Source organism: Paenibacillus tritici (genome assembly GCF_018207515.1).
Lineage (GTDB): Bacteria > Bacillota > Bacilli > Paenibacillales > Paenibacillaceae > Paenibacillus_AQ > Paenibacillus_AQ tritici.
Genome location: NZ_CP073365.1, coordinates 5,848,450 through 5,872,541, shown reverse-complemented (window position 1 = coordinate 5,872,541; position 24,092 = coordinate 5,848,450). Strand labels below are relative to the sequence as shown.

16 protein-coding genes are annotated in these 24,092 nt (G+C 57.3%); all 16 read left to right on the top strand.

What is annotated here, in order from left to right:
• Positions 1-31 precede the first annotated feature (31 nt).
• The 16 genes from KDC22_RS33620 (at position 32) to KDC22_RS25160 (ending at position 24,077) form a co-directional block, all read left to right on the top strand.
• A complete protein-coding gene (locus KDC22_RS33620) occupies positions 32-3,694 on the top strand; it encodes a PD-(D/E)XK nuclease family protein (RefSeq protein WP_246552967.1) in 3,663 nt (1,220 codons plus the stop codon).
• A complete protein-coding gene (locus tag KDC22_RS25230; RefSeq protein ID WP_211720765.1) occupies positions 3,691-7,881 on the top strand; it encodes a UvrD-helicase domain-containing protein in 4,191 nt (1,396 codons plus the stop codon). The genes KDC22_RS33620 and KDC22_RS25230 overlap by 4 nt, the downstream gene beginning before the upstream one ends.
• Positions 7,882-7,935: 54 nt before the next feature.
• A complete protein-coding gene (locus KDC22_RS25225; protein WP_173128376.1) occupies positions 7,936-9,123 on the top strand; it encodes an exonuclease SbcCD subunit D in 1,188 nt (395 codons plus the stop codon).
• On the top strand, positions 9,120-12,638 hold the full coding sequence (locus tag KDC22_RS25220) for an AAA family ATPase (RefSeq protein ID WP_211720764.1): 3,519 nt from the start codon (positions 9,120-9,122) through the stop codon (positions 12,636-12,638). Before KDC22_RS25225 ends, KDC22_RS25220 begins: the two co-directional genes overlap by 4 nt.
• Before the next feature lie 1,273 nt (positions 12,639-13,911).
• Positions 13,912-14,271 (top strand): histidine triad nucleotide-binding protein, encoded by a 360-nt coding sequence (locus KDC22_RS25215; protein ID WP_211720763.1) that lies wholly within the window; start codon positions 13,912-13,914, stop codon positions 14,269-14,271.
• 142 nt (positions 14,272-14,413) lie between these two features.
• On the top strand, positions 14,414-14,587 hold the full coding sequence (gene rpsU, locus KDC22_RS25210; RefSeq protein WP_005547957.1) for a 30S ribosomal protein S21: 174 nt from the start codon (positions 14,414-14,416) through the stop codon (positions 14,585-14,587).
• A gap of 15 nt (positions 14,588-14,602) precedes the next feature.
• Positions 14,603-15,046, top strand: a complete 444-nt coding sequence (locus tag KDC22_RS25205; protein ID WP_173128367.1) for a GatB/YqeY domain-containing protein — start codon at positions 14,603-14,605, stop codon at positions 15,044-15,046.
• A 195-nt stretch (positions 15,047-15,241) separates the two neighbouring features.
• Positions 15,242-16,624, top strand: a complete 1,383-nt coding sequence (locus tag KDC22_RS25200; protein ID WP_211720762.1) for an NfeD family protein — start codon at positions 15,242-15,244, stop codon at positions 16,622-16,624.
• A gap of 35 nt (positions 16,625-16,659) precedes the next feature.
• Positions 16,660-17,661: a flotillin-like protein FloA gene (gene floA, locus KDC22_RS25195; protein WP_173128361.1), complete on the top strand. Its 1,002-nt coding sequence runs from the start codon at positions 16,660-16,662 to the stop codon at positions 17,659-17,661.
• A gap of 16 nt (positions 17,662-17,677) precedes the next feature.
• Positions 17,678-18,283: a hypothetical protein gene (locus tag KDC22_RS25190; protein ID WP_211720761.1), complete on the top strand. Its 606-nt coding sequence runs from the start codon at positions 17,678-17,680 to the stop codon at positions 18,281-18,283.
• A 171-nt stretch (positions 18,284-18,454) separates the two neighbouring features.
• Positions 18,455-18,748, top strand: coding sequence for a sporulation protein YqfC (gene yqfC / locus KDC22_RS25185; RefSeq protein WP_211720760.1), 294 nt, complete (start codon positions 18,455-18,457; stop codon positions 18,746-18,748).
• A complete protein-coding gene (gene yqfD, locus KDC22_RS25180) occupies positions 18,745-19,926 on the top strand; it encodes a sporulation protein YqfD (RefSeq protein ID WP_211720759.1) in 1,182 nt (393 codons plus the stop codon). The genes yqfC and yqfD overlap by 4 nt, the downstream gene beginning before the upstream one ends.
• A 15-nt stretch (positions 19,927-19,941) precedes the next feature.
• On the top strand, positions 19,942-20,913 hold the full coding sequence (locus KDC22_RS25175) for a PhoH family protein (RefSeq protein ID WP_173128349.1): 972 nt from the start codon (positions 19,942-19,944) through the stop codon (positions 20,911-20,913).
• Between the two features lie 17 nt (positions 20,914-20,930).
• Positions 20,931-23,210, top strand: coding sequence for an HD family phosphohydrolase (locus KDC22_RS25170; RefSeq protein ID WP_173128346.1), 2,280 nt, complete (start codon positions 20,931-20,933; stop codon positions 23,208-23,210).
• Positions 23,182-23,682 (top strand): rRNA maturation RNase YbeY, encoded by a 501-nt coding sequence (gene ybeY / locus KDC22_RS25165; protein WP_173128343.1) that lies wholly within the window; start codon positions 23,182-23,184, stop codon positions 23,680-23,682. The genes KDC22_RS25170 and ybeY overlap by 29 nt, the downstream gene beginning before the upstream one ends.
• On the top strand, positions 23,682-24,077 hold the full coding sequence (locus KDC22_RS25160) for a diacylglycerol kinase family protein (RefSeq protein ID WP_173128340.1): 396 nt from the start codon (positions 23,682-23,684) through the stop codon (positions 24,075-24,077). The genes ybeY and KDC22_RS25160 overlap by 1 nt, the downstream gene beginning before the upstream one ends.
• Positions 24,078-24,092 lie beyond the last annotated feature (15 nt).

Genomic DNA, 24,092 nt, shown 5'->3' with positions numbered 1-24,092 from the left:
TGCTAGTGTTCAACGGAAGGGGTCTGCGGATATGACGGTTAACTTTATCATCGGCCGCTCGGGCAGCGGCAAGACTACTACAATATGGGAGAGGGTGTCCTCCCGGCTGAAGTCAGAGCCTCTTGGAGCGCCGATTATTCTGCTGGTGCCGGAGCAAGGCTCGTTCGGTGCGGAGCGCGGACTGCTGGCAGTGGGCCAAGTGCAGGGAAGTATCCGTGCTCAGACGCTAAGCTTCTCGCGCCTGGCCTACCGGGTGAAGCAGGAGACGGGAGGAAGCGCCAGCCTGCCGATCAGTGAGGAAGGCAAGAAGATGCTGATCTATAAGATTATCAGCCGGCGCAAGGAAGAGCTGAAGCTGTTTGGCGCTTCCTCGGACAGACCGGGCTTTGTGGAGCGGCTCAGCAGCCTGCACACAGAGCTTAAGCGCTGCTGTCTTGGAGCGGGTGACCTGGAGGAGCAGATAAACAGAATGCAGGCCGCCATCCTCAGCAGTCCGATTCTGGCCGGGAAGCTGGAGGATCTGCATATCGTCTTCAGCGAGCTGGAGCAGGAGATGTCACAGCTCTATATTGATGAAGAGGACAGGCTGGCCGAGCTGGCTGAGCATGTCGGTGATTCGGCTTACCTCCGCGGCTCAGAGATTTGGGTGGACGGCTTCCACGGCTTCACCAACCAGGAATTCATCGTCCTGCGTGAGCTTATGCAGTACGCCGACAAAATGACCATTGCCCTGACGCTTGACCGGACGTATCCGTCAGAACAGGCTCCGCATGAGCTGGAGCTGTTCCATCCGCCCGCAGTTACTTATATTAAGCTGCGCGGGATGGCGGAGGAGCTGGGCCTTACAGTATGGGATGAGCTGCTGGCTCCGCCGGTGCTCCCCAGATTCGTTGACCGTCCGGCACTTGCCCATCTGGAGCGCGGGCTGCAGCGCCGGATGGCATGGGGAGGTTCAGCGGAACAGGTGAATGAAGCTATCAGTATCCGGGCAGCAGCTTCACGCCGGACCGAGGTGGAGGGTGTACTGCGTGAGATGCTGGACCTGACCAGAGATTCGGGGGCGAAATATGGCGAGATGGCTGTATTCATGCGGAATATGGCGGATTATGAACCGCTGCTTGCCCCGCTGTTCCAGGAATTCGGGGTTCCGTTCTTCCTGGATCAGAAGCTGAATGAGCTGCATCATCCGCTGGTGGAATTCATCCGTTCTGCCTTGGATGTGGTCCGCCGCCGCTGGCGTTATGAGGATGTGTTCCGCTGTGTGAAGACAGAGCTGCTGCTTCCACTGGACGGGAGTATAACCCGGGCGCATATGGATGAGCTGGAGAACTATGTGCTGGCCTGCGGCATTCACGGGTACCGCTGGACGGACGGGCGCTCCTGGAAGGGGATTCCCCGCCTCTCCCTGGAGGGCAGTGAAGCCGTGGATGAAGCGATGCTGGCCAGGATGGAGGCCTGCCGCAGAGCGGTAACAGGACCGCTGCAGGCTTTTGAGCAGAGAATCAAAGCCAGCCGCAGCGGTCTGGAGCTGTGCAGGGCAGTCTATCTGCTGCTGGAAGATACGGAAGCCGCCCGCAAGCTGGAACGAATGGGAGCGGAAGCGCTGAAGCAAGGCCGTCCTGAAGCGGCCCGTGAGCATAACCAGCTGTGGGGCTCTGTTCTGGATCTGCTCGACCAGATTGCCGAGATGATGGGCAAGGAACGGATGGAATTCGGTTTGTTCGCCGGGGTGCTGGAGACTGGTCTGGCTGAGCTTAAGCTGGGGCTTGTTCCGCCTGCCTTGGATCAGGTGCTGATAGGTACGATGGACCGGACGCGGGTGTCCGGGGTGAAGTATGCGTTCCTGCTGGGATTCAATGAAGGTGTCGTTCCCGCACAGTTCCGGGAAGACGGCATCTTGTCCGAGGGGGAGCGCCTGCTGTTGGAGAAGTCCGGGCTGGAGCTTGCCCCGGGATCATCCCGCAAGCTGCTGGATGAACGGTTTCTGATCTACAATGCGCTTACGGCGGCCAGCCGGAAGTTATGGGTGAGTTATGCCGCCGCAGATGATGAAGGCAAAGCACTTTTGCCCTCGGAGGTGATCCGTCAGCTGCAGCAGTTGTTCTCCCAGCAGTTAGTTCCACAGTTTATGTCAGGAGTTCCGCAATCGCCGTCCCCAGCTGATGACGGAGAGGCTGTGCATATGAGCTATATCGGCCATCCCGAGCAATCTCTGCGCATGCTGATGCTTCAGCTCCGGCAGTGGCGCCAGGGATCAGAGATTCCCGGATTATGGTGGGATGTGTATAACTGGTTTGCGGCGGGAAGGCCGGCAGATTCAACGGCAGACAGGCTCTCAGATATAACGGTTGATCTGCACTCAGGCGTGATGCTGAATTCAGAGCCGGATAAACAGGTAGACCCGCATACAGGTACTTCGCCGGATTCAAGCGTGAACGGGCAGCCGTTCCTGCAGCCGATGAAGCCGCAGCTTGACCGGCTGCTGGGTTCACTGTTCTACCGCAATGAAGGTATTCGGCTGAAGAAGGAGACCAGTCTGAGGTTGTATGGCGGCTCTACCCTGCGCGGAAGCGTGTCGCGTATGGAGAAATTCGTCGCTTGCTCGTTCTCCCACTTTGCCTCCTATGGACTTAGGCTGAAGGAGCGCCAGCTCTACAAGCTGCAGGCACCGGATATCGGCCAGCTTTTCCATGCGGCCTTAAGCGAGATGGCCAAGCAGCTTCAGGAGCAGGGGCGCAGCTGGGGCAGCCTGACGGCTGAGGAATGCCGCAAGGAGGCGGGGGCGACAGTGGACCGTCTCTCTCCGCTGCTTCAGGGGGAGATTCTGATGAGCAGCAAGCGCTACAGCTATATCTCGCGCAAGCTGAAGAACATCGTCGGCCGCGCTTCGGTCATTCTCGGTGAGCATTCGCGCCGGGGCAGCTTCGAGCCGGTTGGACTGGAGCTGGATTTCGGCCCGGGCAAGGACCTGCCTCCGCTGAGAATTACACTGCCGAACGGCTGTGTGATGGAGGTGGTCGGCCGAATTGACCGTGTAGACAAGGCGGAAGGCGAGCAGGGGGTTCTGCTGCGGGTTATTGATTACAAATCCAGCCAGAAGGATCTTAAGCTGCATGAGGTCTACTATGGATTATCTCTGCAAATGCTGACCTACCTGGATGTCCTGCTCACCTACTCGGAGCAATGGCTGGGTACAGCTGCCCTTCCGGCTGGTGCGTTATATTTCCATGTGCATGATCCGCTGCTGGCTTCAGCCAACGGAATGAACCGGGAGCAGGCGGAGCAGGAGCTGATGAAGCGCTTCAAGATGAAGGGGCTGCTGACGGCGGACCGCGAGGTGGTCTCCCTGATGGATACGACACTGGATAAAGGGTATTCATCCATAGTTCCTGTTGCTCTCAAAAGCGATGGCAGCTTCTACAGCAGCGCGTCTGTGGCTACGCCGGAGCAGTGGGGACAACTGCTGACTTCGGTGCGCAGCACTATATCGGATATCGGGACAAGCATTACAGAAGGCGATGTGGCGATTAAGCCTTACCGTATCCAGCAGGAGACAGCCTGCACCTTCTGTTCTTTCCGTCCGGTGTGCCAGTTCGATGAGACGGTAGAAGGCAATGGATACAACCATCTGAGCAAGCCGGGCAAAGACGCGATCTGGGAGCTGCTGTCCCGCAAAGGAGGAGAGAAACGGTGAACCTAAGACCTGAAATAGAAGCGAAGCCTGAAGGCAGTCTGTGGAGTGATGACCAGTGGCGCGCCATTGCTGAGCACGGCAGCGATATCCTCGTGGCGGCGGCAGCCGGTTCCGGCAAGACGGCGGTGCTGGTAGAGCGGATTATCCGCAAAATCAGCAACCTGGAAGCGGGCTTCAGTGTGGACCGGCTCCTGGTGGCCACCTTCACCAAAGCAGCCGCCTCCGAGATGCGCCAGCGTATCCGTGAGGCGCTGGAGCGTAAGCTGGAAGAGAGCGCGGATGCGGAGCATGAGTACTTGCGCCGCCAGCTTGCCCTGCTGGGCAGAGCCTCCATTACAACGCTGCATTCCTTCTGTCTGGAGGTCATCCGCCGGTATTACCAGCTGATTCCGATTGATCCAGGATTCCGCATTCTGAATGAGCATGAGGCGGAAATGATGCGCCAGGAGCTGCTGGAGGAACTGATGGAGGAGAAATACGGTGAGGTTAACACGGATGGCGAAGATACGGTATTCGTACGGCTGGCGGACTGGTTCAGCGGTGAGCGCAGTGACGATGCTGTGCATGCGCTGATTCAGCGGCTGCATGATTTCGCACGCAGCCATCCCTGGCCGGGGCAATGGCTGCGGGATACCGCTGCCGACTTCTCGCTGCCGGATACGCAGTCACTGAGCAGGTCGCCTTGGGTACAGAGCATCCTCGCCGAAGCGAAGCTGACGCTAAGCGGGGCGATCAGCCAGCTGGACCAGGGCAGGGAGATTGCCCTTCAGCCTGGGGGTCCGGCGCCTTATGCGGACAATCTGGCAGCTGATAGGGAGATGGTGCAGGGACTGCTGGAGGCGGTGGAAGATCAGCCATGGTCCGCTCTGTATGACATATTCATGGAGATCTCTTTCGGCAAGCTGAAGCCGTGCAAGAAGGATGCTACGGACCCAGGGCTTCAGGAGCGGGTGAAGGGCATCCGTGACAATGTCAAAAAAAGCTTGCTGGAGCTGCAGAAATCATTGTTCGGCCGCCCGGCGGAGGTATTCCTCGGGGAGCTGCATGAGGCGGCTCCGCTGATGCATGAGCTGGCGGAGACCGTTATTGAATTCGGCGAGCGTTACCGGCTGGAGAAGGCGGGCAGGGGCCTGGTCGATTTCAGTGATCTGGAGCATTATTGCCTGCAAATTCTGCGTCACCCGGATTCGGTTCCGGGACACTCGCTGCCTTCAGATGCAGCGATGGAATACCGCAGCCAGTTCGATGAGGTGCTGCTGGATGAATATCAGGACACCAACAGCGTACAGGAGGAGATTGTCCGTCTGATCTCCCGCGAGTCCCCCGGCAACCGCTTCATGGTCGGGGATATGAAGCAGAGTATCTACCGCTTCCGCCTGGCTGAGCCGGGCCTGTTCCTGGACAAATACCGCCGGTTCAGCAGCGGACAGCCCGCTGTTGAACCGGCGGAGGATGAGTCCGCATCAGGCCGGGATGCCTTGGCCGGCGGATCGGTTATAGATCTGGCCCGCAATTTCCGCAGCCGTATGGAGGTTGTGAATGCCGTGAATATGATTTTCCGGCAGATTATGGACAGCAATGTAGCCGAAATAAGCTATGACGAGCGCGCAGAGCTGGTCTATGGGGCGAGCTTTCCCGGTGCGGAGGAGAAAGGGCCGGATACTTACTTTGCACCAGAGCTGCTGCTGATTGACCGAGGGGCTTCTGCATCTGCACCCGGTTCGACGGAGGAAGCCGGTGAGGAGGATGAGCTGGGCCAGCAGGAGAATGAAGCTGTAGAGAGCGAGACGGCGCAGCTGGAGGCCCGGGCTATTGCCCGGCGCATTCTGCAGATGACAGGCATGACCGGCGGTGAGCCGCTCCTGATCTACGACAAAGCGCTGCGGATGATGCGTCCGGTCGTATACGGCGATATTGTTATTCTTCTGCGCTCCGCCCGTGTGTGGACGCCGCAGATCATTGAGGAGCTGCGGGGTGAAGGTATCCCTGCATTCGGGGACCAGAATAAGGGCTATTTTGAAGCTACAGAGGTGGAGATTGCGCTATCGCTGCTGCAGATCGTCGATAATCCCCGCCAGGATATCCCCCTGGCCGGAGTGCTGCGTTCACCGGTGGTGAACCTGCGCGAGGAGGAGCTGGCGAAGGTACGGCTGTGCAGCAAGGGCTCATTCTATGATGCACTGGTGGCAGCAGCGGACTGGCAGCCGGAAGCGGAAACCGGGAATGTGCAGCCCGGTACACCGTCACTTACAAATTGGGCAGCTTCTGCAATACTGGAAGATGATGACGGAGCAGTGGGGGAAGTCTCGGCTTCTGCGGAGAGGCTGCCCGGCGACGATCTTGTTGCCTGGAATCGGGAAGCGGCGCCGGAGACGGTTGCTGCGGATTCGGGTGTCTCTGAGGCGGTGAGAGAAATTGACGGGCAGCTCCGGAACAAGCTGAAGGCCTTCCTCGATCTGCTTAACGGCTGGAGAGATGCTGCCCGGCAGGGAAGTCTGAGTGTGTTAATCTGGCGTATTTACCGGGAGAGCGGGTATCTGGAATGGCTCGGAGGACTCCCTGGAGGCTTCCAGCGCCAGAACAATCTCCGGGCACTCTATGACCGCGCGGTTCAATTTGAGAATGAGACCTCGGCCAGAGGGTTGTTCCGTTTCCTTGTCTTCATCTCGCGGCTGAGGGAGAATGGCGGTGATCTGGGTGTTGCCGGCGGAAGCGGGGAGGAAGCCGGAGGCGTGCGGATCATGACGATTCATAAGTCCAAGGGTCTGGAGTTCCCGGTCGTCTTCCTGGCAGGCATGGCCAAAATGTTCAACCGCCAGGATCTGCATTCTCCATTCCTGATGCACAAGGAGCTGGGCTTCGGCCCCCGCTTTGTGGAGCGGGAGACGCGGGTCAGCTACCCGACGCTGCCTTATCTCGCCATTAACCGCCGTTCACGGCTGGAGCTGCTGGCGGAGGAGATGCGTGTGCTCTATGTCGGGCTGACCCGTCCGCGCGACAAAATGATTCTTGTCGGCACCCTGAGGGATTTGCCGCGTACGGTATCCGGCTGGACGGCCATGCAGGGCCGCGAAGAGCTGCTGCTGGCTGACCATCTGCTGGCCCGGGGGCGCAGCTATCTGGACTGGGTCGGACCGGCGCTAATCCGCCATCCTGCTGCGGCTATTCTGCGCAAGCTGGCCGGAAGCGAGGGAGCGGTATCCACCGTACTGCATCAGGATGAGTCCAATTGGAGCATTACAACGGTTAATGTGCAGGAGCTGGGCTCCGGGACCTTCGCGTCCGCAGACGAGGATCATGACAAGAACAGGCAGCGCAGTCTGGTGCTTGATGCCCTCCGCAGGGGCAAGGCCGTCCCCTCGCTGGCAACACCAGCTGCGGAGCAGATTGCGGACAGGCTGGAGTGGGCTTATCCCTATGCAGCGGCTTCGGGCATTCCGGCCAAAACCTCGGTTACCGAGCTGAAGGCCTTGTTATCCATGCAGGAGCAGCCTTCCCATGATCTTTTGGAAGAGAGGGCTGCTAGAGAAGGACGGGAAATGCTCAGTGGAGTTGGCGGACATGGATACAGGGACAGTCTGCATCTGCAGCGGCCCCGATTCATGGAGGCACGGGGATTGACCCCCGCCGAGCGCGGAACGGCATACCACACCGTAATGCAGCATATTCCCCTGGATGAGCCGCTGAACCGGCAGGTCCTTGAAGCGACGCTGGAGCGTCTGGTAAGGCTTGCTATTCTAAGCAGGGAGCAGGCGGACGCAGTGGCGCTGGAGGAGATTGAGGGCTTTTACAGCAGTGAACTGGGCCGCAGGCTTATGCAATCCGCATGGAAGACAAGAGAGCAGCCGTTCAGCTACAGCGTACCTGCGGACGAAGCCTACCAGGGGCTGGACTATCTGAATGAAGCGGCCGCGGGGCTTGCAGGGGAAGACGGTAGAGGTGCTTACAAGGAAACTGTACTGATCCAAGGGGTAATTGACTGCCTGTTCCGTGAAGAAGGGCGGCTGATTCTGCTGGATTACAAAACAGATGTTATACCGCCGCAGGAAGACGGGCTGAAGCTATTGTCGGAGAAATACCGTTTCCAGCTGGAGCTGTACAGCAAGGCGCTGCTTGATATTCTGGGCGAGCCGGTCAGCGAGGTGTGGCTGTTCTTTTTCGACGGGGGCCGCGCGGTAAGGCTATGAGGTTCGGATACAAATCTATGATTGCCGCAGACAGGCGGGGAAAAGAGGGCGTAAATGCGCATATTGCATACGGGAGACTGGCATCTGGGGCGGACGCTGGAGGGCAGAAGCCGGCAGAAGGAGCAGGAGCAGTTCATGGATGAACTGGTGGAGATTGCAGATTCCTCCGGGGCGGATCTGATTCTGATGGCGGGAGATGTCTATGATTCGGTCAATCCTCCCGCTGCGGCTGAGCAGCTGTTCTATGATGCGGCGGCTAGACTGACAGCGAACGGCCGGCCGCTGGTTGTCATCTCTGGCAATCACGACCAGCCGGAGCGTGTGGCTTCCGTATCCCCGCTTGTCCGCAGACAGGGAATCACGCTGGTGGGGATGCCGACTTCCGAGCCGGTGACAGTGCATGCTGCAAGAACCGGTGAGATTGCCAAAATCGCTGCGCTTCCCTACCCCTCCGAAGCCCGGCTTGGCGAGCTGCTCGCCGGGGACAGCGGAGAGGCTGAGCTGCGGCTGGCTTACAGTGCACGCGTCGGCAGGCTGATGCAGATGCTCGGCCGGGAGTTCACACCGCAGACGGTCAATCTGGCGATGAGCCATATTTATGTGCTGGGCGGTGTGGAGTGTGACTCCGAGCGGCCGATTCAGGTAGGCGGTGCCTATACCGTTGATCCTTCGGCCCTCTCCTGCGGCGCACAGTACACGGCGCTTGGCCATCTTCACCGTGCCCAGCGGGTCAAGGGCGACGGAATGATCCGCTACAGCGGCTCGCCGCTGGCGTACAGCTTCTCGGAAGCAGGACAGGCAAAGTCTGTGGCATTGATTGACGTTGCCCCCGGCGGGGAGCCTGTGTTCGAGGAGATCTATCTGCGCAGCGGGCGTCCGCTGGTGAACTGGAAGTCTGCGGGCGGATTGCAGGAGGTGTACGGCTGGCTGGATGAAGGCAGGGATGCGGGTGCATTCATTGATCTGGAGCTTCGGCTGACAGAAGCCATGTCCATGAACGATATCCAGCGTCTGCGCAAGTCACGGGAAGGCATCGTACATATCCGTCCGATATATCCGCAGATGGAGCAGGAGCTGGAAGAGACGGCACGCTCACGGATGCCGGTGCAGGAGCTGTTCCGCAGATTCTATCAGCGCCAGACCGGCGGGGCGGAACCTGAGGACAGCCTGATTGAGCTGTTCCTGGAGCTGGCGGAGGAAGAACGGCAGGAGCCTGCTGAAGGGGAGGAGTTACTGAAGTGAAACCGATACTACTGAAGGTGTCCGGGCTGCAGAGCTACAGGGAGCAGCAGGAGATTGATTTTGCCAGTCTGACCGAGACGGGGTTGTTCGGGATTTTTGGCCCGACCGGCAGCGGCAAATCCAGCCTGCTGGATGCCATTACGCTGGCGATGTACGGCAAGGTAGAACGCGCGGTGAACGGAACCCAGGGCATCATGAACCATTCCGAGGATCAGCTCAGTGTGGCGTTCACCTTCGAATTGACCTCCTCTTCGGGGACAAGGCGCTACCGGGTGGAGCGTAAGTTCAAACGGACCGGCGAACAGTCCGTCAGCAATACGATCAGCCGGTTCATTGAGGTTAAGGAGGACGGGGATACCGTCATGGCCGATAAGCTGGCGGATGTCACCCGCTGTGTGGAAGAACATATCGGACTCAAGATGGATGACTTCACCCGTGCGGTTGTCCTGCCGCAGGGCAAGTTCGCCGAGTTCCTGTCCTTGCGCGGTGTAGACCGCAGGCAGATGCTCCAGCGCCTGTTCCATCTGGAGCAGTACGGAGACGGGCTCGCACTGAAGCTTAGCCGCCGCGTCAAAGAGAATGAGGCGGCGCTCCGCGCCGTTGAAGCCGAGCAGCAGGGGCTGGGCAGCGCAGGCAAGGAGGATGTGGAAGCGGCAGCCGTCCGCGTGCAGGAGGCGGTCCGCCATGCGGCGGACTGCCGCAAGCGGCTTGCAGAGGCGGTAGAGCGCGCTGAGCGCTACGCCCGTATCCGCGAGCTGCAGGACGAGCATGAGCGCCGCAGGCTGCAGCGGCAGGTGCTTCTGGCCCAGGAGGAGCAAATCCTCCTCCTGGAGCAAAGGCTCGGCAAGGCGGACGATGCCGAGCGGAGATTGCCCGCGCTGAAGGCCTGGCGCAGCGCGGAAGAGGCCTGGAAGGCCCGGGCGCAGCGCGCCGTGGGCCTTGAGGCCCTGGCCGCAGCTGCCGTGCAGGAAGCGGCGGCAGCGGGGGAAGCGGAAGCGGCGGCACAAGCCGCGCTGTCCGCAGGCGAGCCGGCCCTCCGTCAGGAGGAGGGCCGGTACCGGCGCGCGCTCGAGCTGGAAGCCGAGCTCGGCGAGCTGCACCGCGAGCGCGGGGCGCTGCAGGCGCGCCGCGAGGAAGCCGCCCGGGGCCTGGCCGCCGGGCGGGAGAGCCTGGCCCGGGAGCGTGAACTTTTGGCCCGCGGCCAAAAGAAACAACACGAGCTGCAGCAGAGCCTGCAGCCGCTGGCGGTCCGCTCCCAGGAGCGGCAGTCTCTGCAGGAAGCCATGCAGAGACTGCAGGGACTGCGTTCTGCCGAGGCCCAGCGGGAATCGGCAGAACGTGAGCGCCAGGACCGCGCGGCGGTGCTCACGGTGGCGCAGGCACGGCTGGCCGCTGCTGCTTCGCGGCGGCAGGCGCTGGATGCCGGGCGCGGAGAGCTGCTGGCCGCCGCTGCCCTGCACCAGGAAGAGCTGCGGGCGGCCGAAGGGACAGCGGGAGCCGCTGCCGGCCGCCTGGAGCTGCACATCAGCGCGCTGGAGGCTGCCCTGAAGGAGCAGGAGGTTCACCGGCTCTCGCAGGCGCTCGCCGGTGAACTCCAGGCAGGGGTTCCCTGCCCGGTCTGCGGCAGCGAACATCACCCCTCCCCTGCGCTGAAGCAGGAGCAGGGGGCACTGGATGAGCTGGACAGCCGGCTCCGCCATGTCCGCACTCAGGCCCGGCAGGCGCTGGAGACGCGCCATCTGCTGCATAGCCTGCTGGCGCAGGACAGTTCATGGCTCGCTCAACTAGGGGGAGCAGCACCGGAAGAAGCAATGAACCAGACTGCCGCTGGAACAGAAACGGCTACGGACAAGACCACAATCCTTGCGTCCCATGCCGCTCCTGGTTCCCTCACCAGCACTGAGACTCACTCAGGTTCCGGTTCCCTCAACGCTCCGGCGGCGCCAGTAACCACATCCCTGCCGGATGAACTTACTTTAGCCGCGATGAATGACGAGCTGTCCGTCTTGAACGACCAGTTGTCGGCCCTCAAAGGGCGCTCGGCAGAGCTGCGCCGTTCGGCAGCAGACTGGCAGCGTTCCATGCAGGAGCTGGAGCAGTTGTATCACAAGGAAGCGGCCGGTGTTGAAGCGGAGCAGACCTGGCTGCAAGATCTGGCTGCCAAGGCAGCACAGCTGGCCGGTTCCGCCGATAAGCTTAGGGAAGAATGGAACAGCCGCTTTCCGGAGCTTGCCCCGGAAGCGGCTGAGGCAACCTACCGTGAGATGCTCGGCAAGGATGAACGCGCCGAGGAAATCCGCAGCCGGCTGGAGATCAGCGTCAAGTTCCTGGAAGATAAGAGTCTCGCGGTGCAGACGCTGAACGAACAACTGGCCGGGCTGGACAAGGAGCTGGCGCAGTGGGATGCGCAGCTGGAAGGCAAGGAGGCGCTTGCGCGCGACAAAGAGCAGCGGCTGAGGGAAGGGACCGGCGGCCGCCCTGCGGGGGCGCTGCTGGCCGAGTGTGAGCGCAGGCTGCTTGAACTGCAGACTGCGCTCGAACGCAGCCGTCAGGGACACCGCCTGGCAGCGGAGAAGGCCCAGCAGCAGACCCGTGAAGCTGCGGTAGCCCGTCAGGCGGCAGAGTCGGCGCAGGAGCATTATACTGCAGCCGCTGCCCAGTGGGAGGAGAGTCTGCAGTCTTCACCGTTCGCCTCAGCTGCAGAGGTCGAGGCCTCGTCGCTGGAGACTGGAGAACGGACGCAGGCCGCTGAGCGGGTGAAGGCGCACCGGGAGGAGGAAGCCGAGTGTGCGCTGCAGCTGCGTAGCATTGAGGACAAGCTGGCTGGAGCTGTGCTCAGCCGTGAAGAATGGCAGGAGAGCCAGGAAGCGCTGCGCAAGTGCAGGGAGGATGACGAAATCTCGCTTCAGGCCCGGGCGCGGGCAGAGCGGGATCTGGAGGATCTGCAGCAGCGCCATATCCGCTGGGTGGAGCTTGAGGACAAGAGAGCGGGATATGCGGCGCTTCAGGAGCGTTTATCCAAGCTGCAGACTGTGCTGCGCGGCAATGCTTTTGTGGAGTATATTGCGGAGGAACAACTGATGCAGGTCTGTCAGGCCGCCTCACAGCGGCTCCGTTTCCTGAGCAAGCAGCGTTACGCGCTGGAAGTGGATTCGGGCGGGGGATTCGTCATCCGGGATGACGGGAACGGCGGCGTCAGACGGCCGGTGTCCACGTTGTCCGGGGGAGAGACCTTCCTGACTTCCCTGTCGCTGGCGCTTGCCCTGTCCGCCCAGATCCAGCTGCGTGGACAATATCCGCTGCAATTCTTTTTCCTGGATGAGGGCTTTGGCACACTGGACCCGGACCTGCTCGATACAGTGATTACTTCACTGGAGCGGCTGCATAATGATCAGTTGTCCGTAGGCATCATCAGCCATGTCCCCGAGCTTCGGGCCCGACTGCCGCGCAAGCTGATTGTAGTTCCCGCCGGGCAGGGCGGCGGGGGTTCAACGATCCTGCTCGAAAAAATGTAATACCCGGGGTTGGAAGTGATAAGAATCACAGATACACCTCCAACCCCCTGTTATAATACAGCTAAGCCGACATTATTTGAAACACCTCGGCGGACGTATGACAGGGAATTGTTCCTTATCATACGTCCGCCGCCGAAGCAGCTTATCTAAGCTGTGAAGGGTGTTTCTTTTTTTTTGTCTTTTTTTATTTACAAGACGCTCACACGGGGTTACAGACAGTAACTTATCCTTCTTCGTTCTTTGTTCTCATTGAAAGGGTACCCTTCCCATTTAAGAGGATAGCATTGTTGCATCACTTATATTTGAATTTACCGAAGTAAAGGGTAGCCGCAGACCTGTTATAATACAGCCTGTCCTTCCTGTCTTTATTAAAAAGAGTTCATATGCTTCACATGCTAACTTCTCCTTCTATTTCTCGCAGAAACGAATGTCGTGCTTTACAAGGAAGTCGGATCATTTATTATGGATTAGAATTAAAGGGGTAAATGATTTAGAAACAGTCGGAAGTCGGCTATACATAAAATGAGGTCAAAGTGAGCTAATCCCTGTGCTTGTGCCGAGTGTGGGTGAAGAAGAGCAATGAGGAGCATTAATGCTCCTGAATTCAGCGGACGGAAGCCAAATGAGCCAATGAGGAGCATTAATGCACTTGAATTCACCATACGCTACCCAAATGAGCCAATGAAGAGCATTAATGCACCTGAATACATCAGACGTAGCCCAAATGAGCCAATAAGGAGCATTAATGCACCTGAATTCACCAGACGCAGGCCAAAGGAGCCAATAAGGAGCATTAATGCACCTGAATACACCAGACGTAGCCCAAATGAGCCAATGAAGAGCATTAGTGCTCCTCATTATGCCGGATCCCGCCAGAAGTAGGCGAATGGAGAATCCTGAGTTCGCCTTACAGGCTTCATTGGTCGCCTTACAGGTACATAGGCCGCCTTACAAACTGCATGAGCCGCATCATTTCTTACTTCATTCACCAGTTAGAGTGTTTTGTATACGAATCTGCTTGAATTTGAGCGGATGATTCTGCTGGCAGCCCGGCACCTGTTATTTGTTTGCAGGGAATGCCGTCCCTGACTTTCACAATCGCTCAACATCCTGTATGATTAGAGCCATATACTAACTATTTGTCGCGAAGCAAATCAGGCCGGAAGTCAGGAAGACATTCAGGCAAATGCGCCCCGCCGGACACCAGGACTGTGCCGCGGAAAGTGCCGGATGCAAGCTTCTGCATTACACAATCAATGGGAGGAAGCGTGGTATGGAAACTGTATTCAGCAAAATTATTGAAGGTTCGATCCCGTCCAAAAAAGTGTTTGAAAACGAGCGGATTCTCGCATTCCACGACATTGAGCCTGCAGCCCCAGTGCATGTGCTGATTATCCCGAAGAAATTCATTGCTTCCATGAATGACGTTACGCCTGAGGATCTGCCGCTGATCGGCGAGATTCATGCCGTGGCCCAGCAGATTGCAGGTGAGCTGGGAATCGCGGATACCGGATACCGGCTGATCAACAATTGCGGCCCGGACAGCGGGCAGGCGGTGCCTCATTTGCATTATCATCTGCTTGGGGGTACCAAGCTCGGAGCCTTGGTCGGGAACTCCGCTTCCCACGCCTAAGAAGGAATTTTAAGCACACAACCCCGGACTGAAAAAAGAATAAAACGAAGGTTGACACCTTATTTAGGTTTGACCTATAATGAAAGGTGATGAACCGTGTTGTTATGCTCTTGGACGGTCTGGTCGGAGGGAGGGAAAACTGGTGTCTGAAACGAAAGTTCGCAAAAACGAGACAATTGATGCTGCACTTCGTCGCTTTAAACGTTCCATTGCTAAGGATGGTGTCTTGGCTGAGGTGAAGAAACGCAAGCATTATGAGAAGCCAAGCGTAAAGCGCAAGAAGAAGTCTGAGGCTGCTCGTAAGAGAAAGTTTTAGGAGGATTACCCACGCATGAATCTTAGCGAACGATTGAACGAAGATATGAAGCAAGCGATGAAGAGTAAGGACAAGTTCACACTCTCCACCATTCGAATGGTTCGTTCTACAATAAAGTATCTTGAAATAGATTTGAAGAGAACATTAGACGACAACGAAGTGCTTGATATCCTTAGTCGTGAAATCAAACAGCGCAAAGATGCCCTCCAAGAATTTGAAGCAGCGGGTCGCGAAGAGCTTGCCGCGAGTACTAAGGCAGAAATCGAGATTATCATTAAATATCTTCCCGAGCAGCTTTCCGAAGAAGAAATTAAAGTAATTGTACAGCAGACCATCCAGGAAACCGGTGCTTCTTCGAAAAGTGAAATGGGTAAGGTGATGAGCGCACTGATGCCTAAGGTCAAAGGTCGCGCCGATGGTAAACTCGTGAACCAGGCGGTTCAGCAATTTCTGCAATAATATAACGCTAGCACCCCTTTAATTAGGGGTGTTTTTCATTATATACATAATTAATCCCAGTTTACTTAGTGCAATATGAATGTGCAAAGCCAATGAAACGCCCGGATCGAACGGTCGTACTAGGATTATCTGCTGCGTTATAATATATGATAAGAATGCGAAAGGTTACATGTGCTTACAAAGGGGGGCGCCAGCTTGAACAGGTTACGCACCATCATCTTGTCCTGCATCGCTGCATGGCTGATTCTTCTGCTGCTACCGGTAGCGGGGACTGCCCGGGCAGATAATGAAGCGGTTCGTGCACCGGGGGCGGCTGCAGGTGAAACGGTGAACGGACCGGTCTTCGTTATTCCGGTAGATCAGGAAATCGAACGCGGCCTGCAGAGTTTCCTCGAACGGGGATTCCAGGAGGCGGCCAATTACGGCGCGGTTCTGATTGTTCTGGAGATTGATACACCCGGAGGACGGGTGGATTCCGCCGAAAGCATCGGCACGATGGTCAGGGACAGCAAGATCCCGACCGTGGCCTTCATCAAGGGCAATGCTGCTTCCGCAGGCAGTTATATCGCGCTGAACGCCGGGGCTATTATCATGAAGCCGGGCAGTATGATCGGTGCCGCGTCGCTGGTGGATATGAACGGGAAGAGCGTAGAGGATGCCAAAATGATATCGTATTGGAAATCCAAGATGACCGGGGCCGCAGCGCTGAACGGGCGTGATCCGGAAGTGGCGGCAGGGATGGTGGATCTCCAGCTGGCCGTGAACAAGCCCGAACTCGGCGTGAGCAAGAGGCAAGGGGAGATCATTGCTCTAAGCAGCGAGGAAGCGCTTCAGGCCGGTTACGCTGACCGGATTGCAGGCACAGCCAATGAGGCGATTAGTTGGCTGGGTTACTCCACAGACGACATTTTTCGCGTTGAGCACACCGGTGCGGAGAAAATGTCGCATTTTCTGACCAACCCGGTGATTATGGTCATTCTGCTCTTCGTCGGAATTGCCGGGGTGTTCATTGAGCTGCTGGTGCCCGGCTTTGGGGTGCCCGGAATTGTCGGTACACTGGCATTCGCCCTCTATTTCTTCGGCAACTATGTGGCGGGCTTCGCCGGGGCGGAGACGCTGCTGCTGTTCATTCTGGGGCTGGTGATGCTCGTGCTGGAGCTGTTTGTCCCGAGCTTCGGAATCCTGGGGCTGCTGGGCTCAGTCAGTCTTGTGGCGGGTGTTGTCCGAGCGGCATACAGCTTCACCCATGCGATGTTCAGTCTGGGAATTGCTTTTTCAGCAGCGGCAGTTGTGATAGTGATTGTCGCCGTAGCCTTCAAGGAGCGGGGAATCTGGAACCGGTTCATCCTTCAGGACAGCCTTACCAAAGATCAGGGTTATGTGCCTGTCCAGGAGAAGCTGCGTCTGATCGGAGCCTCAGGAATCAGTGTAACGCCGCTGCGTCCAGCCGGAACCGCCGCCATTGGCGGTGAGCGGATAGATGTGGTTACAGAGGGCGGATTCATTGATGCGCACACTGCGGTTTCAGTGGTGAAGGTCGAGGGAGGCCGTGTGGTTGTGAAGGAAGCTGTGAACTAAGGCTGCTCAAAAAAATTACGGAGGTTATCAAACGTATGATGGAAGCATCTATGATTACTTTTCTGCTGATCGCGGTTGTCGTGATCATTGTACTAAGCGTATTCTTCAGCTTCTTCCCGGTTATGCTCTGGGTGTCTGCCTGGGCATCCGGTGTCAAAATCAGCATTATTACACTGGTGGCAATGCGTCTGCGCCGGGTCACGCCGAGCCGGATTGTCAATCCGCTGATAAAGGCCACCAAGGCCGGGCTCGGTCTGAATATCAATCAGCTTGAGAGCCATTACCTTGCCGGAGGGAACGTAGACCGGGTAGTTAATGCGCTGATTGCAGCTCAGAGAGCGGATATTCCGCTGGAATTCACGCGTGCCGCGGCCATTGATCTGGCCGGACGCGATGTGCTGCTGGCCGTTCAGATGAGCGTTAACCCGCGGGTAATCGAGACGCCGATTGTTGCGGCCGTTGCCAAGAATGGGATTGAAGTTAAGGTCAAGGCACGGGTGACGGTCCGGGCCAATATTGACCGCCTCGTCGGCGGTGCGGGGGAAGAAACCATTATTGCCCGTGTAGGCGAGGGGATTGTAACCACAGTAGGCTCAAGTAATTCGCATAAGGACGTACTGGAGAATCCCGATTCCATCTCCCGGACGGTTCTGTCCAAGGGGCTGGATTCAGGTACAGCCTTTGAGATTCTGTCGATTGATATTGCGGATGTGGATGTCGGCAAGAATATCGGCGCTTACCTGCAGACTGAGCAGGCGGAGGCGGATAAGCGCATTGCCCAGGCTAAGGCGGAGGAACGCAGAGCCATGGCCGTTGCCCATGAGCAGGAAATGAAGGCCCGGGTAGTCGAAATGAAGGCACTGGTGGTTGAATCCGAATCCCAGGTTCCGCTGGCCATGGCCGAAGCGCTGCGCTCCGGCAAGCTCGGAGTGATGGACTACATGAATCTCAAAAACATTGAGGCCGACACGCAAATGCGCGGTTCGCTCGGCAAACTAAACGACGGGGACGACAGCAGCCGTCCGCCCCACAAATAAAGGGATGTGATTCCCCATGAGCAGCTTGATCTATTTGGTGGTGATTGCAGTGATCGCGATCATTACGAACTGGAACAAAAATAAAGGAAAATCAGCCCCGCGCGGAGGCATGCCGACCTTTGGCGGCGGGGGCGAAGGCAATCCGCTGCGCCGCCCCCGTACTCCTGCCCGGACAGCGGACAGCGGACGCCCTGAACAGCCGGGCAGCGGATTCCCGGCGCCTGCCGGAGGCCGGGCGGCTTCGGGCCGGCCTGAGCCGGAGCAGGAGGCGCAGGAGTCCGGCGCAACGCCTGAGTGGCCCGGGCAGGCGGCACGGCCTGCTCCTGATTACGAGACAGGCGAAGGCGTGTCTCTGGAGCAGGCCGGGACCCAGGACGGCGTGGAGGTCCGTATAGCGCGCATGCAGGAGGAGCTGGAGCGGATGCAGGCTGCTTTTGACGGGATGGCGGCAGCCGTGCCGTCTGCGGACTCTGATGCCGCAGAAGCTTACGGGAACGCAGACCCCGCTGCACTTGCCCGCCATCCGCTCACGGGTGACCGTGAAGCGCTGCGCAGCGGCCTCATGTGGGCTGAGGTGCTGGGCCCGCCCCGTGCCCGCCTGCCGCATTCCACGCGCCGCTAAAGTGGAGCACTGCCGTTAGCAGCGTTCGCTTCCGGCCACAATTCCATTGATCTATACGCAGAAGCTTGAATCTGCTCCCTGACCGGAGAGGATTCAGGCTTTTTTTGCTCTCATAAAAAAGTGCGTTACCGCATAAGGTGTACAGAAGGCAGGAAGGGGGAGCGTCTACTTATGACCCGTATCGGCCGCAGGCTGCGGGGATGGACAAACGGGGTACTGGATCTTCCGCAGGATGTGCTGCAGGAGATGCCCCGGATCACCCTGATCGGCAACAAGGAACTGTATATTGAGAACCACCGCGGCGTACTGCATTTCTCATCGGAGCAGCTCAGGCTGGCGCTTGTCAAAGGCGTTCTGGAGATTACCGGAGAAGAGCTGGTGATCCGTAATATTCTGGGCCAGGAGCTTGCTGTAATCGGGATTATCGGTGAAATCAGATATAAGGAAAGTGGGGAGAATCCATGAAAGAGCCGCCTCTGTCATCGCTGCGGGGGTTCGTTACACTGCATGTGACGGGACCGCAGGTGGAACGGTTTATCAATGCTGTAACCGGAGCGGGCATCATCATCTGGGATGTGAGGCCTGCCGGGGACGGCGCTTCTTTGAATCTGCTGCTGGATGACTTTTTCAGTCTCCGCCCGCTTCTGAAGCAGACAGGCTGCCGGATGCATGTTACGGCCCGTCACGGGCTTCCGTTTAGAATCGCGCGCTTGTGGAAACGGAAGTTTTTTGCCGCAGGTGTGCTTGTGTTCGGTGTAGGGCTGCTGCTGCTGTCCTCTATGGTGTGGAGCGTCAAGGTTGAGGGGAATACCCGCATTCCCACCGAGGACATCCTGGAAGCCGCCCGCAGGGAGGGGGTCTACCCGCTTCAGTGGATCTGGCGCATGAAAGAGTCGGACGAGCTATCCAGGGAGCTGACCAGCCTTGTGCCGGGGCTGACCTGGGCCGGGTTCCACCGGACGGGGACGAGCATTACCATCCAGGTCGTCGAAGCCGACCGCCCGGAGCAGAAGCCGCTGCTCAGCCAGCGTCATCTAATCAGCCGGACCGATGCGGTAGTCACCGAGATCTATGCAGAGCAGGGCAGACCTGTCGTGAGCCGCAATTCACGTGTCAAAAAAGGGGATATCCTGATCTCAGGAGCGCTGGGTGACGAGGAAAATACAGAATTTGTGGTTGCCAAAGGCGACGTTAAAGGTCTGGTATGGCATGAATACAAGCTGGAGGTGCCGCTCCGGAGAACGGGCAGCGCTTATACCGGAGAACGCAAAGACCGCACATATCTCGTACTCGGCAAATGGGCGGTTCAGCTCTGGGGCTACGGGGATTCCGGCTTTGACAAATCGCGCACGCTTACGGAGCCCGACATGCTGTCTTGGCGTTCCTTTCAGCTGCCGCTGGGCCTGATGACCGAGAAGGAGCTGGAGGTTAAATATACCACTGAAGCGCTTACTCCGGAGGAGGCCCGTACGGAAGGGCTGACGCGGGCGAAGAGTGATATTTTCGCGCGTTATGGCGCTGATAGCGTCATCAAAAGTCAAAAAATTTTGCATGAGAAGAAAGAGAATGGTAAAGTTTATATGAAAGTGCTGTTTGAGGTGGAAGAGAGAATTGCGGAAGAACTTCCGATAGTAAACAATTGAGGAGAATGAGGCTACTTGTCAGAACAGACTGCAAGCATTCAAATATCTTTACAAAATGCGGGAGAAGCGCAATCCCTGTTCGGCCCGCAGGACGGATTCCTGAAAATCATCGAAAAAGAGATCCCGGCGGTCATCAACTCGCGTGAAGCAGAAATTACCATCCGCGGTGCGGAGCGGGAAGTGGACATGCTGGGTCAATTGTTCAACGTGCTGCTGTCCCTCGTACGCGGGGGTTACGTGCTAAGTGAACGTGATGTGCAGTATGCCGTGGAGCTGGCGAAGGATTTCCGTGCCGACCAGCTGCTTGACCTGTTCAAGGGTGAGATTACGACGACTTTCCGGGGCAAACCGATCCGTGTCAAGACCATTGGCCAGAAACATTATGTGACAACGATCAAAAAGCGTGATATCGTCTTTGGCATCGGTCCGGCGGGGACCGGTAAGACCTATCTTGCCGTGGTGCTCGCCGTAACCGCACTGAAGGAAGGCTCAGTTAAGCGTATCGTGCTTACGCGTCCGGCCGTGGAGGCAGGGGAGAACCTGGGCTTCCTTCCGGGAGATTTGCAGGAGAAGGTTGATCCTTATCTTCGTCCGCTCTACGACGCCTTATATGACGTTATGGGGCCTGATCAGGTGGCCAAGGCGCTGGAGCGCGGGCTGATTGAGATTGCACCGCTTGCTTATATGCGCGGGCGTACGCTGGAGGATGCTTTTATAATCCTCGATGAAGCCCAGAATACGACTCCAGAGCAGATGAAAATGTTCCTCACCCGTCTGGGCTTCGGCTCCAAGATGGTCATCACCGGCGATGTTACCCAGATCGATTTGCCGCGCGGCAAGAAGTCAGGGCTGATTGAAGCCAAAACGATTCTTTCCGGTATTGAGGAGCTTGGCTTCGTCTACTTCGCAGAACAAGACGTAGTCCGGCATTCCCTGGTGCAGAAAATTATCGTTGCCTATGACCGCTCTGCCGAAAACCTCCAATAAAAAAGGGGATTGTCTTCATGGCCTCAAAGCAACCATCGAAATTAAGCGGATTTGTATATAGCACCAGCGGGTGGAAGTATAGCGCGGTTTCGCGCTATGCTCTTTTCCTGTTACTGGGGCTTGTATTCTACTTCAGTCTATCCTCTGATCTGCTGCCCAAAAAGTATGATATCAAAGAGGGGACCCGCAGTGCCAAGGAGATTACAGCCCCCAAGCAAATCCTGGACACCAATGCCAAGCTGAAAGCCCAGGAGACAGCGGCCGAGAACGTGACCAACCGGTATGCAATCATACCTATGAGAACTGAGAATCTCGTAACCCTGCTGCTAGACCGGATCGACCGGCTGAATCAGGATGATACGATATCGCAGAGCGAGAAGACGGAAATCTACCGGGAGGAGATTCCGCGGCGCGCCAGTGATTTTATACTTAATTTTGTGGCTGCCAGCAGCAAAGCCGGAACGTATTCCGAGCATCTGCTGGATGAAATGCAGTCTGTCATCAACGACCAGACCTATGTTATTCCGGAAGAAACGTATATCAAGATCCCGCGGCTAACCTCCCAGGACATCATTGAGATGAAGCCGGTCGCCCGGGATATTGTCATCAAGCTGATGAATGACCAGATTACCGACGCCCAGACCGCACGCGCCAAGGTGGCCGAGCAGGTCAGTGTCAGTTCACTGAGCCAGCGGACCGCCCGTGAGGTGGTGCAGGAGCTGGTGCGGCTGGTTATAACCAGCAACAAATTCTATGACGAGGAAGCCACGAAGGAAGCGAAGGTGCAGGCCCGTCAGAATACGCCGGATGTGTTCATCGAGCAGGGGGATGTGCTGGTCGCCAAGAATCAGGAGATTACTCCCGAGCTGTATAAGCTGCTGGATGAGAACGGGCTGCTCAGCAAAGAAGTCAACTATTGGCCGCAACTGGGCCTGCTGCTGCTCTCTGCGCTTCTGTCCTTTGGCCTCCTGACCTTTATCCGTTATAGCGGAGGAGCCTCCGGGTTCAAGTATAATAACTCCCAGCTGCTTATGCTGGTACTGGTATTTATCATTACGATTATTATGATGAAGCTGACCGCCTTCCTGCAGACGGACGTCAGGACGTATATCGGCTTCCTGGCTCCGGTTGCTGTCGGGGCGATGCTGATCACGATGCTGCTGGACATGACCTTAGCCTATTTCTGTTCCATTCTGTTCAGTGTATTGGCCAGTATTATCCTGAATGTCCAGCAGAGCACCGTATTTGATTTCACCTTCGGGTTCTTTGCCCTTATCGTGAGTTATGTCGCGATCTTCTCCACTCATCGTGCCGGACAGCGCTCTACGCTGCTGAAGGGCGGGATCATGGTGTCCCTGTTCGGCTGTCTGACGGTAGCCATACTGACCATGTTAAGCGGAGGCGTGTGGAACGAGACCAATACTTTGTATGCCCTGGGCTTCTCCTTTGCCGGCGGTCTGCTCACTGCTGTGCTGGTCATCGGGCTGATGCCTTTCTTCGAGGCTACGTTCGGCATTCTGTCGGCTCTGAAGCTCGTCGAATTATCGAACCCGAACCATCCGCTGCTGCGCAAGCTGCTTACAGAGACGCCGGGAACCTATCACCACAGTGTGATGGTGGGCAATCTGTCTGAGGCTGCGGCGGAAGCGATTGGTGCGGACGGCCTGCTCTGCCGGGTAGGGTCGTATTATCATGATATCGGCAAGACGAAGCGGCCGTTCTATTTCATCGAGAACCAGAACAATATGGAGAATCCTCATGACTCGATTGAGCCGAAGCTGAGCAAATCCATCATTGTGGCCCATGCCCGTGACGGGGTCGAGATGCAGAAAGAATATAAGCTGCCGAAGCCGATCCGGGATATTGCGGAGCAGCATCATGGCACGACCTTCCTGCATTATTTTTATCATAAAGCGCTGAAGCTTGCGGAAGAAAAAGGGGTGGAGCCGGACTTCACGGAGGAAGATTTCCGTTATCCGGGCCCGAAGGCGCAGTCGAAGGAATCGGCAGTCGTCGGGATCGCCGACAGTGTGGAGGCCGCGGTCCGTTCGCTCCGCAAACCGACCGTTGTGCAGGTTGAGACCATGATTGAGAAAATCATCAAAAGCCGGCTCGATGACCATCAGTTCGATGAATGTGATCTGACCATCAAGGAGCTGGATATTATTGCACGGACACTTAAAGAGACAGTAATGGGCATTTTCCATTCCCGGATTGAATACCCCGAGGATGTACGCAAGCCCAAAAAAGAGGAAGGGGCCAGCAAAAATGAGCCTGAGCGTCGTTTGGAACAATGAACAGGATGAATATGAAATTAACGGCGATCTGATTGAGCTGCTGGAGAAAATTCTGCAGAAGGCGGGTGAAGCCGAAGGGATTGACACGGGCGAAGTGGATCTTACCTTTGTCAATAATGAACGTATTCATGAGCTGAATCTGGAATACCGGGGAATTGACCGTCCGACGGATGTGCTGTCCTTCGCGATGAATGAGACCGGGGAAGACGAACCGGAGATTATATACGCTGAGGCAGAGGAAGATGAAGATCTGGAAGAGGTTCCTTACGTGCTGGGGGATATCATCATCTCTGTCACCCGTGCGCAGGAGCAGGCGCTGGAATACGGCCATTCGCTGGAGCGGGAACTGGGCTTCCTGTTCGTCCACGGGTTCCTGCATTTGCTGGGCTATGACCATCAGGAGCCGGAAGCCGAGGCCGAAATGATGTCTAAGCAGGAGAAGGTGCTGGCTCAGGTCGGGTTGACACGCTAATGGTCAAGAATACGGCGGTTGGCCACAAAAAATTCTGGCATTCCTTCCGGTTTGCGGCTCATGGCATTGCGGCGGCGTTCCGGTCGGAGCTGAATATGAAGGTGCACAGCGGCCTCGCTGTTCTTGTGCTGGCCGCCGCTGCTGTATTCAGGCTCCCTCTGTCAAGCTGGATGCTGCTGCTGCTGGCGATCACACTGGTGCTTGCAGCCGAGCTGCTGAACACGGCGATTGAAGCAACGATTGACCTGCTCTCGCCTGAGATACACCCCTTGGCCAAGAAGGCCAAAGATACCGCCGCAGGAGCCGTCCTGCTTACGGCGGTGTTTGCCGTTATAGCCGGAATCTATGTTTTTTATCATCCCGTGATGGACTGGATCACGAGTCTTATGTCATAATCAGTTTACAACTTC

Excerpts from the sequence above, each read along its gene's own strand:
- KDC22_RS33620 (WP_246552967.1), top strand. The coding sequence starts at position 32 with ATGACGGTTAACTTTATCATCGGCCGCTCGGGCAGCGGCAAGACTACT.
- KDC22_RS25225 (WP_173128376.1), top strand. The coding sequence starts at position 7,936 with ATGCGCATATTGCATACGGGAGACTGGCATCTGGGGCGGACGCTGGAG.
- KDC22_RS25215 (WP_211720763.1), top strand. The coding sequence starts at position 13,912 with ATGGAAACTGTATTCAGCAAAATTATTGAAGGTTCGATCCCGTCCAAA.
- KDC22_RS25205 (WP_173128367.1), top strand. The coding sequence starts at position 14,603 with ATGAATCTTAGCGAACGATTGAACGAAGATATGAAGCAAGCGATGAAG.
- floA (WP_173128361.1), top strand. The coding sequence starts at position 16,660 with ATGATGGAAGCATCTATGATTACTTTTCTGCTGATCGCGGTTGTCGTG.
- KDC22_RS25190 (WP_211720761.1), top strand. The coding sequence starts at position 17,678 with ATGAGCAGCTTGATCTATTTGGTGGTGATTGCAGTGATCGCGATCATT.
- yqfC (WP_211720760.1), top strand. The coding sequence starts at position 18,455 with ATGACCCGTATCGGCCGCAGGCTGCGGGGATGGACAAACGGGGTACTG.
- yqfD (WP_211720759.1), top strand. The coding sequence starts at position 18,745 with ATGAAAGAGCCGCCTCTGTCATCGCTGCGGGGGTTCGTTACACTGCAT.
- KDC22_RS25170 (WP_173128346.1), top strand. The coding sequence starts at position 20,931 with ATGGCCTCAAAGCAACCATCGAAATTAAGCGGATTTGTATATAGCACC.
- ybeY (WP_173128343.1), top strand. The coding sequence starts at position 23,182 with ATGAGCCTGAGCGTCGTTTGGAACAATGAACAGGATGAATATGAAATT.
- KDC22_RS25160 (WP_173128340.1), top strand. The coding sequence starts at position 23,682 with ATGGTCAAGAATACGGCGGTTGGCCACAAAAAATTCTGGCATTCCTTC.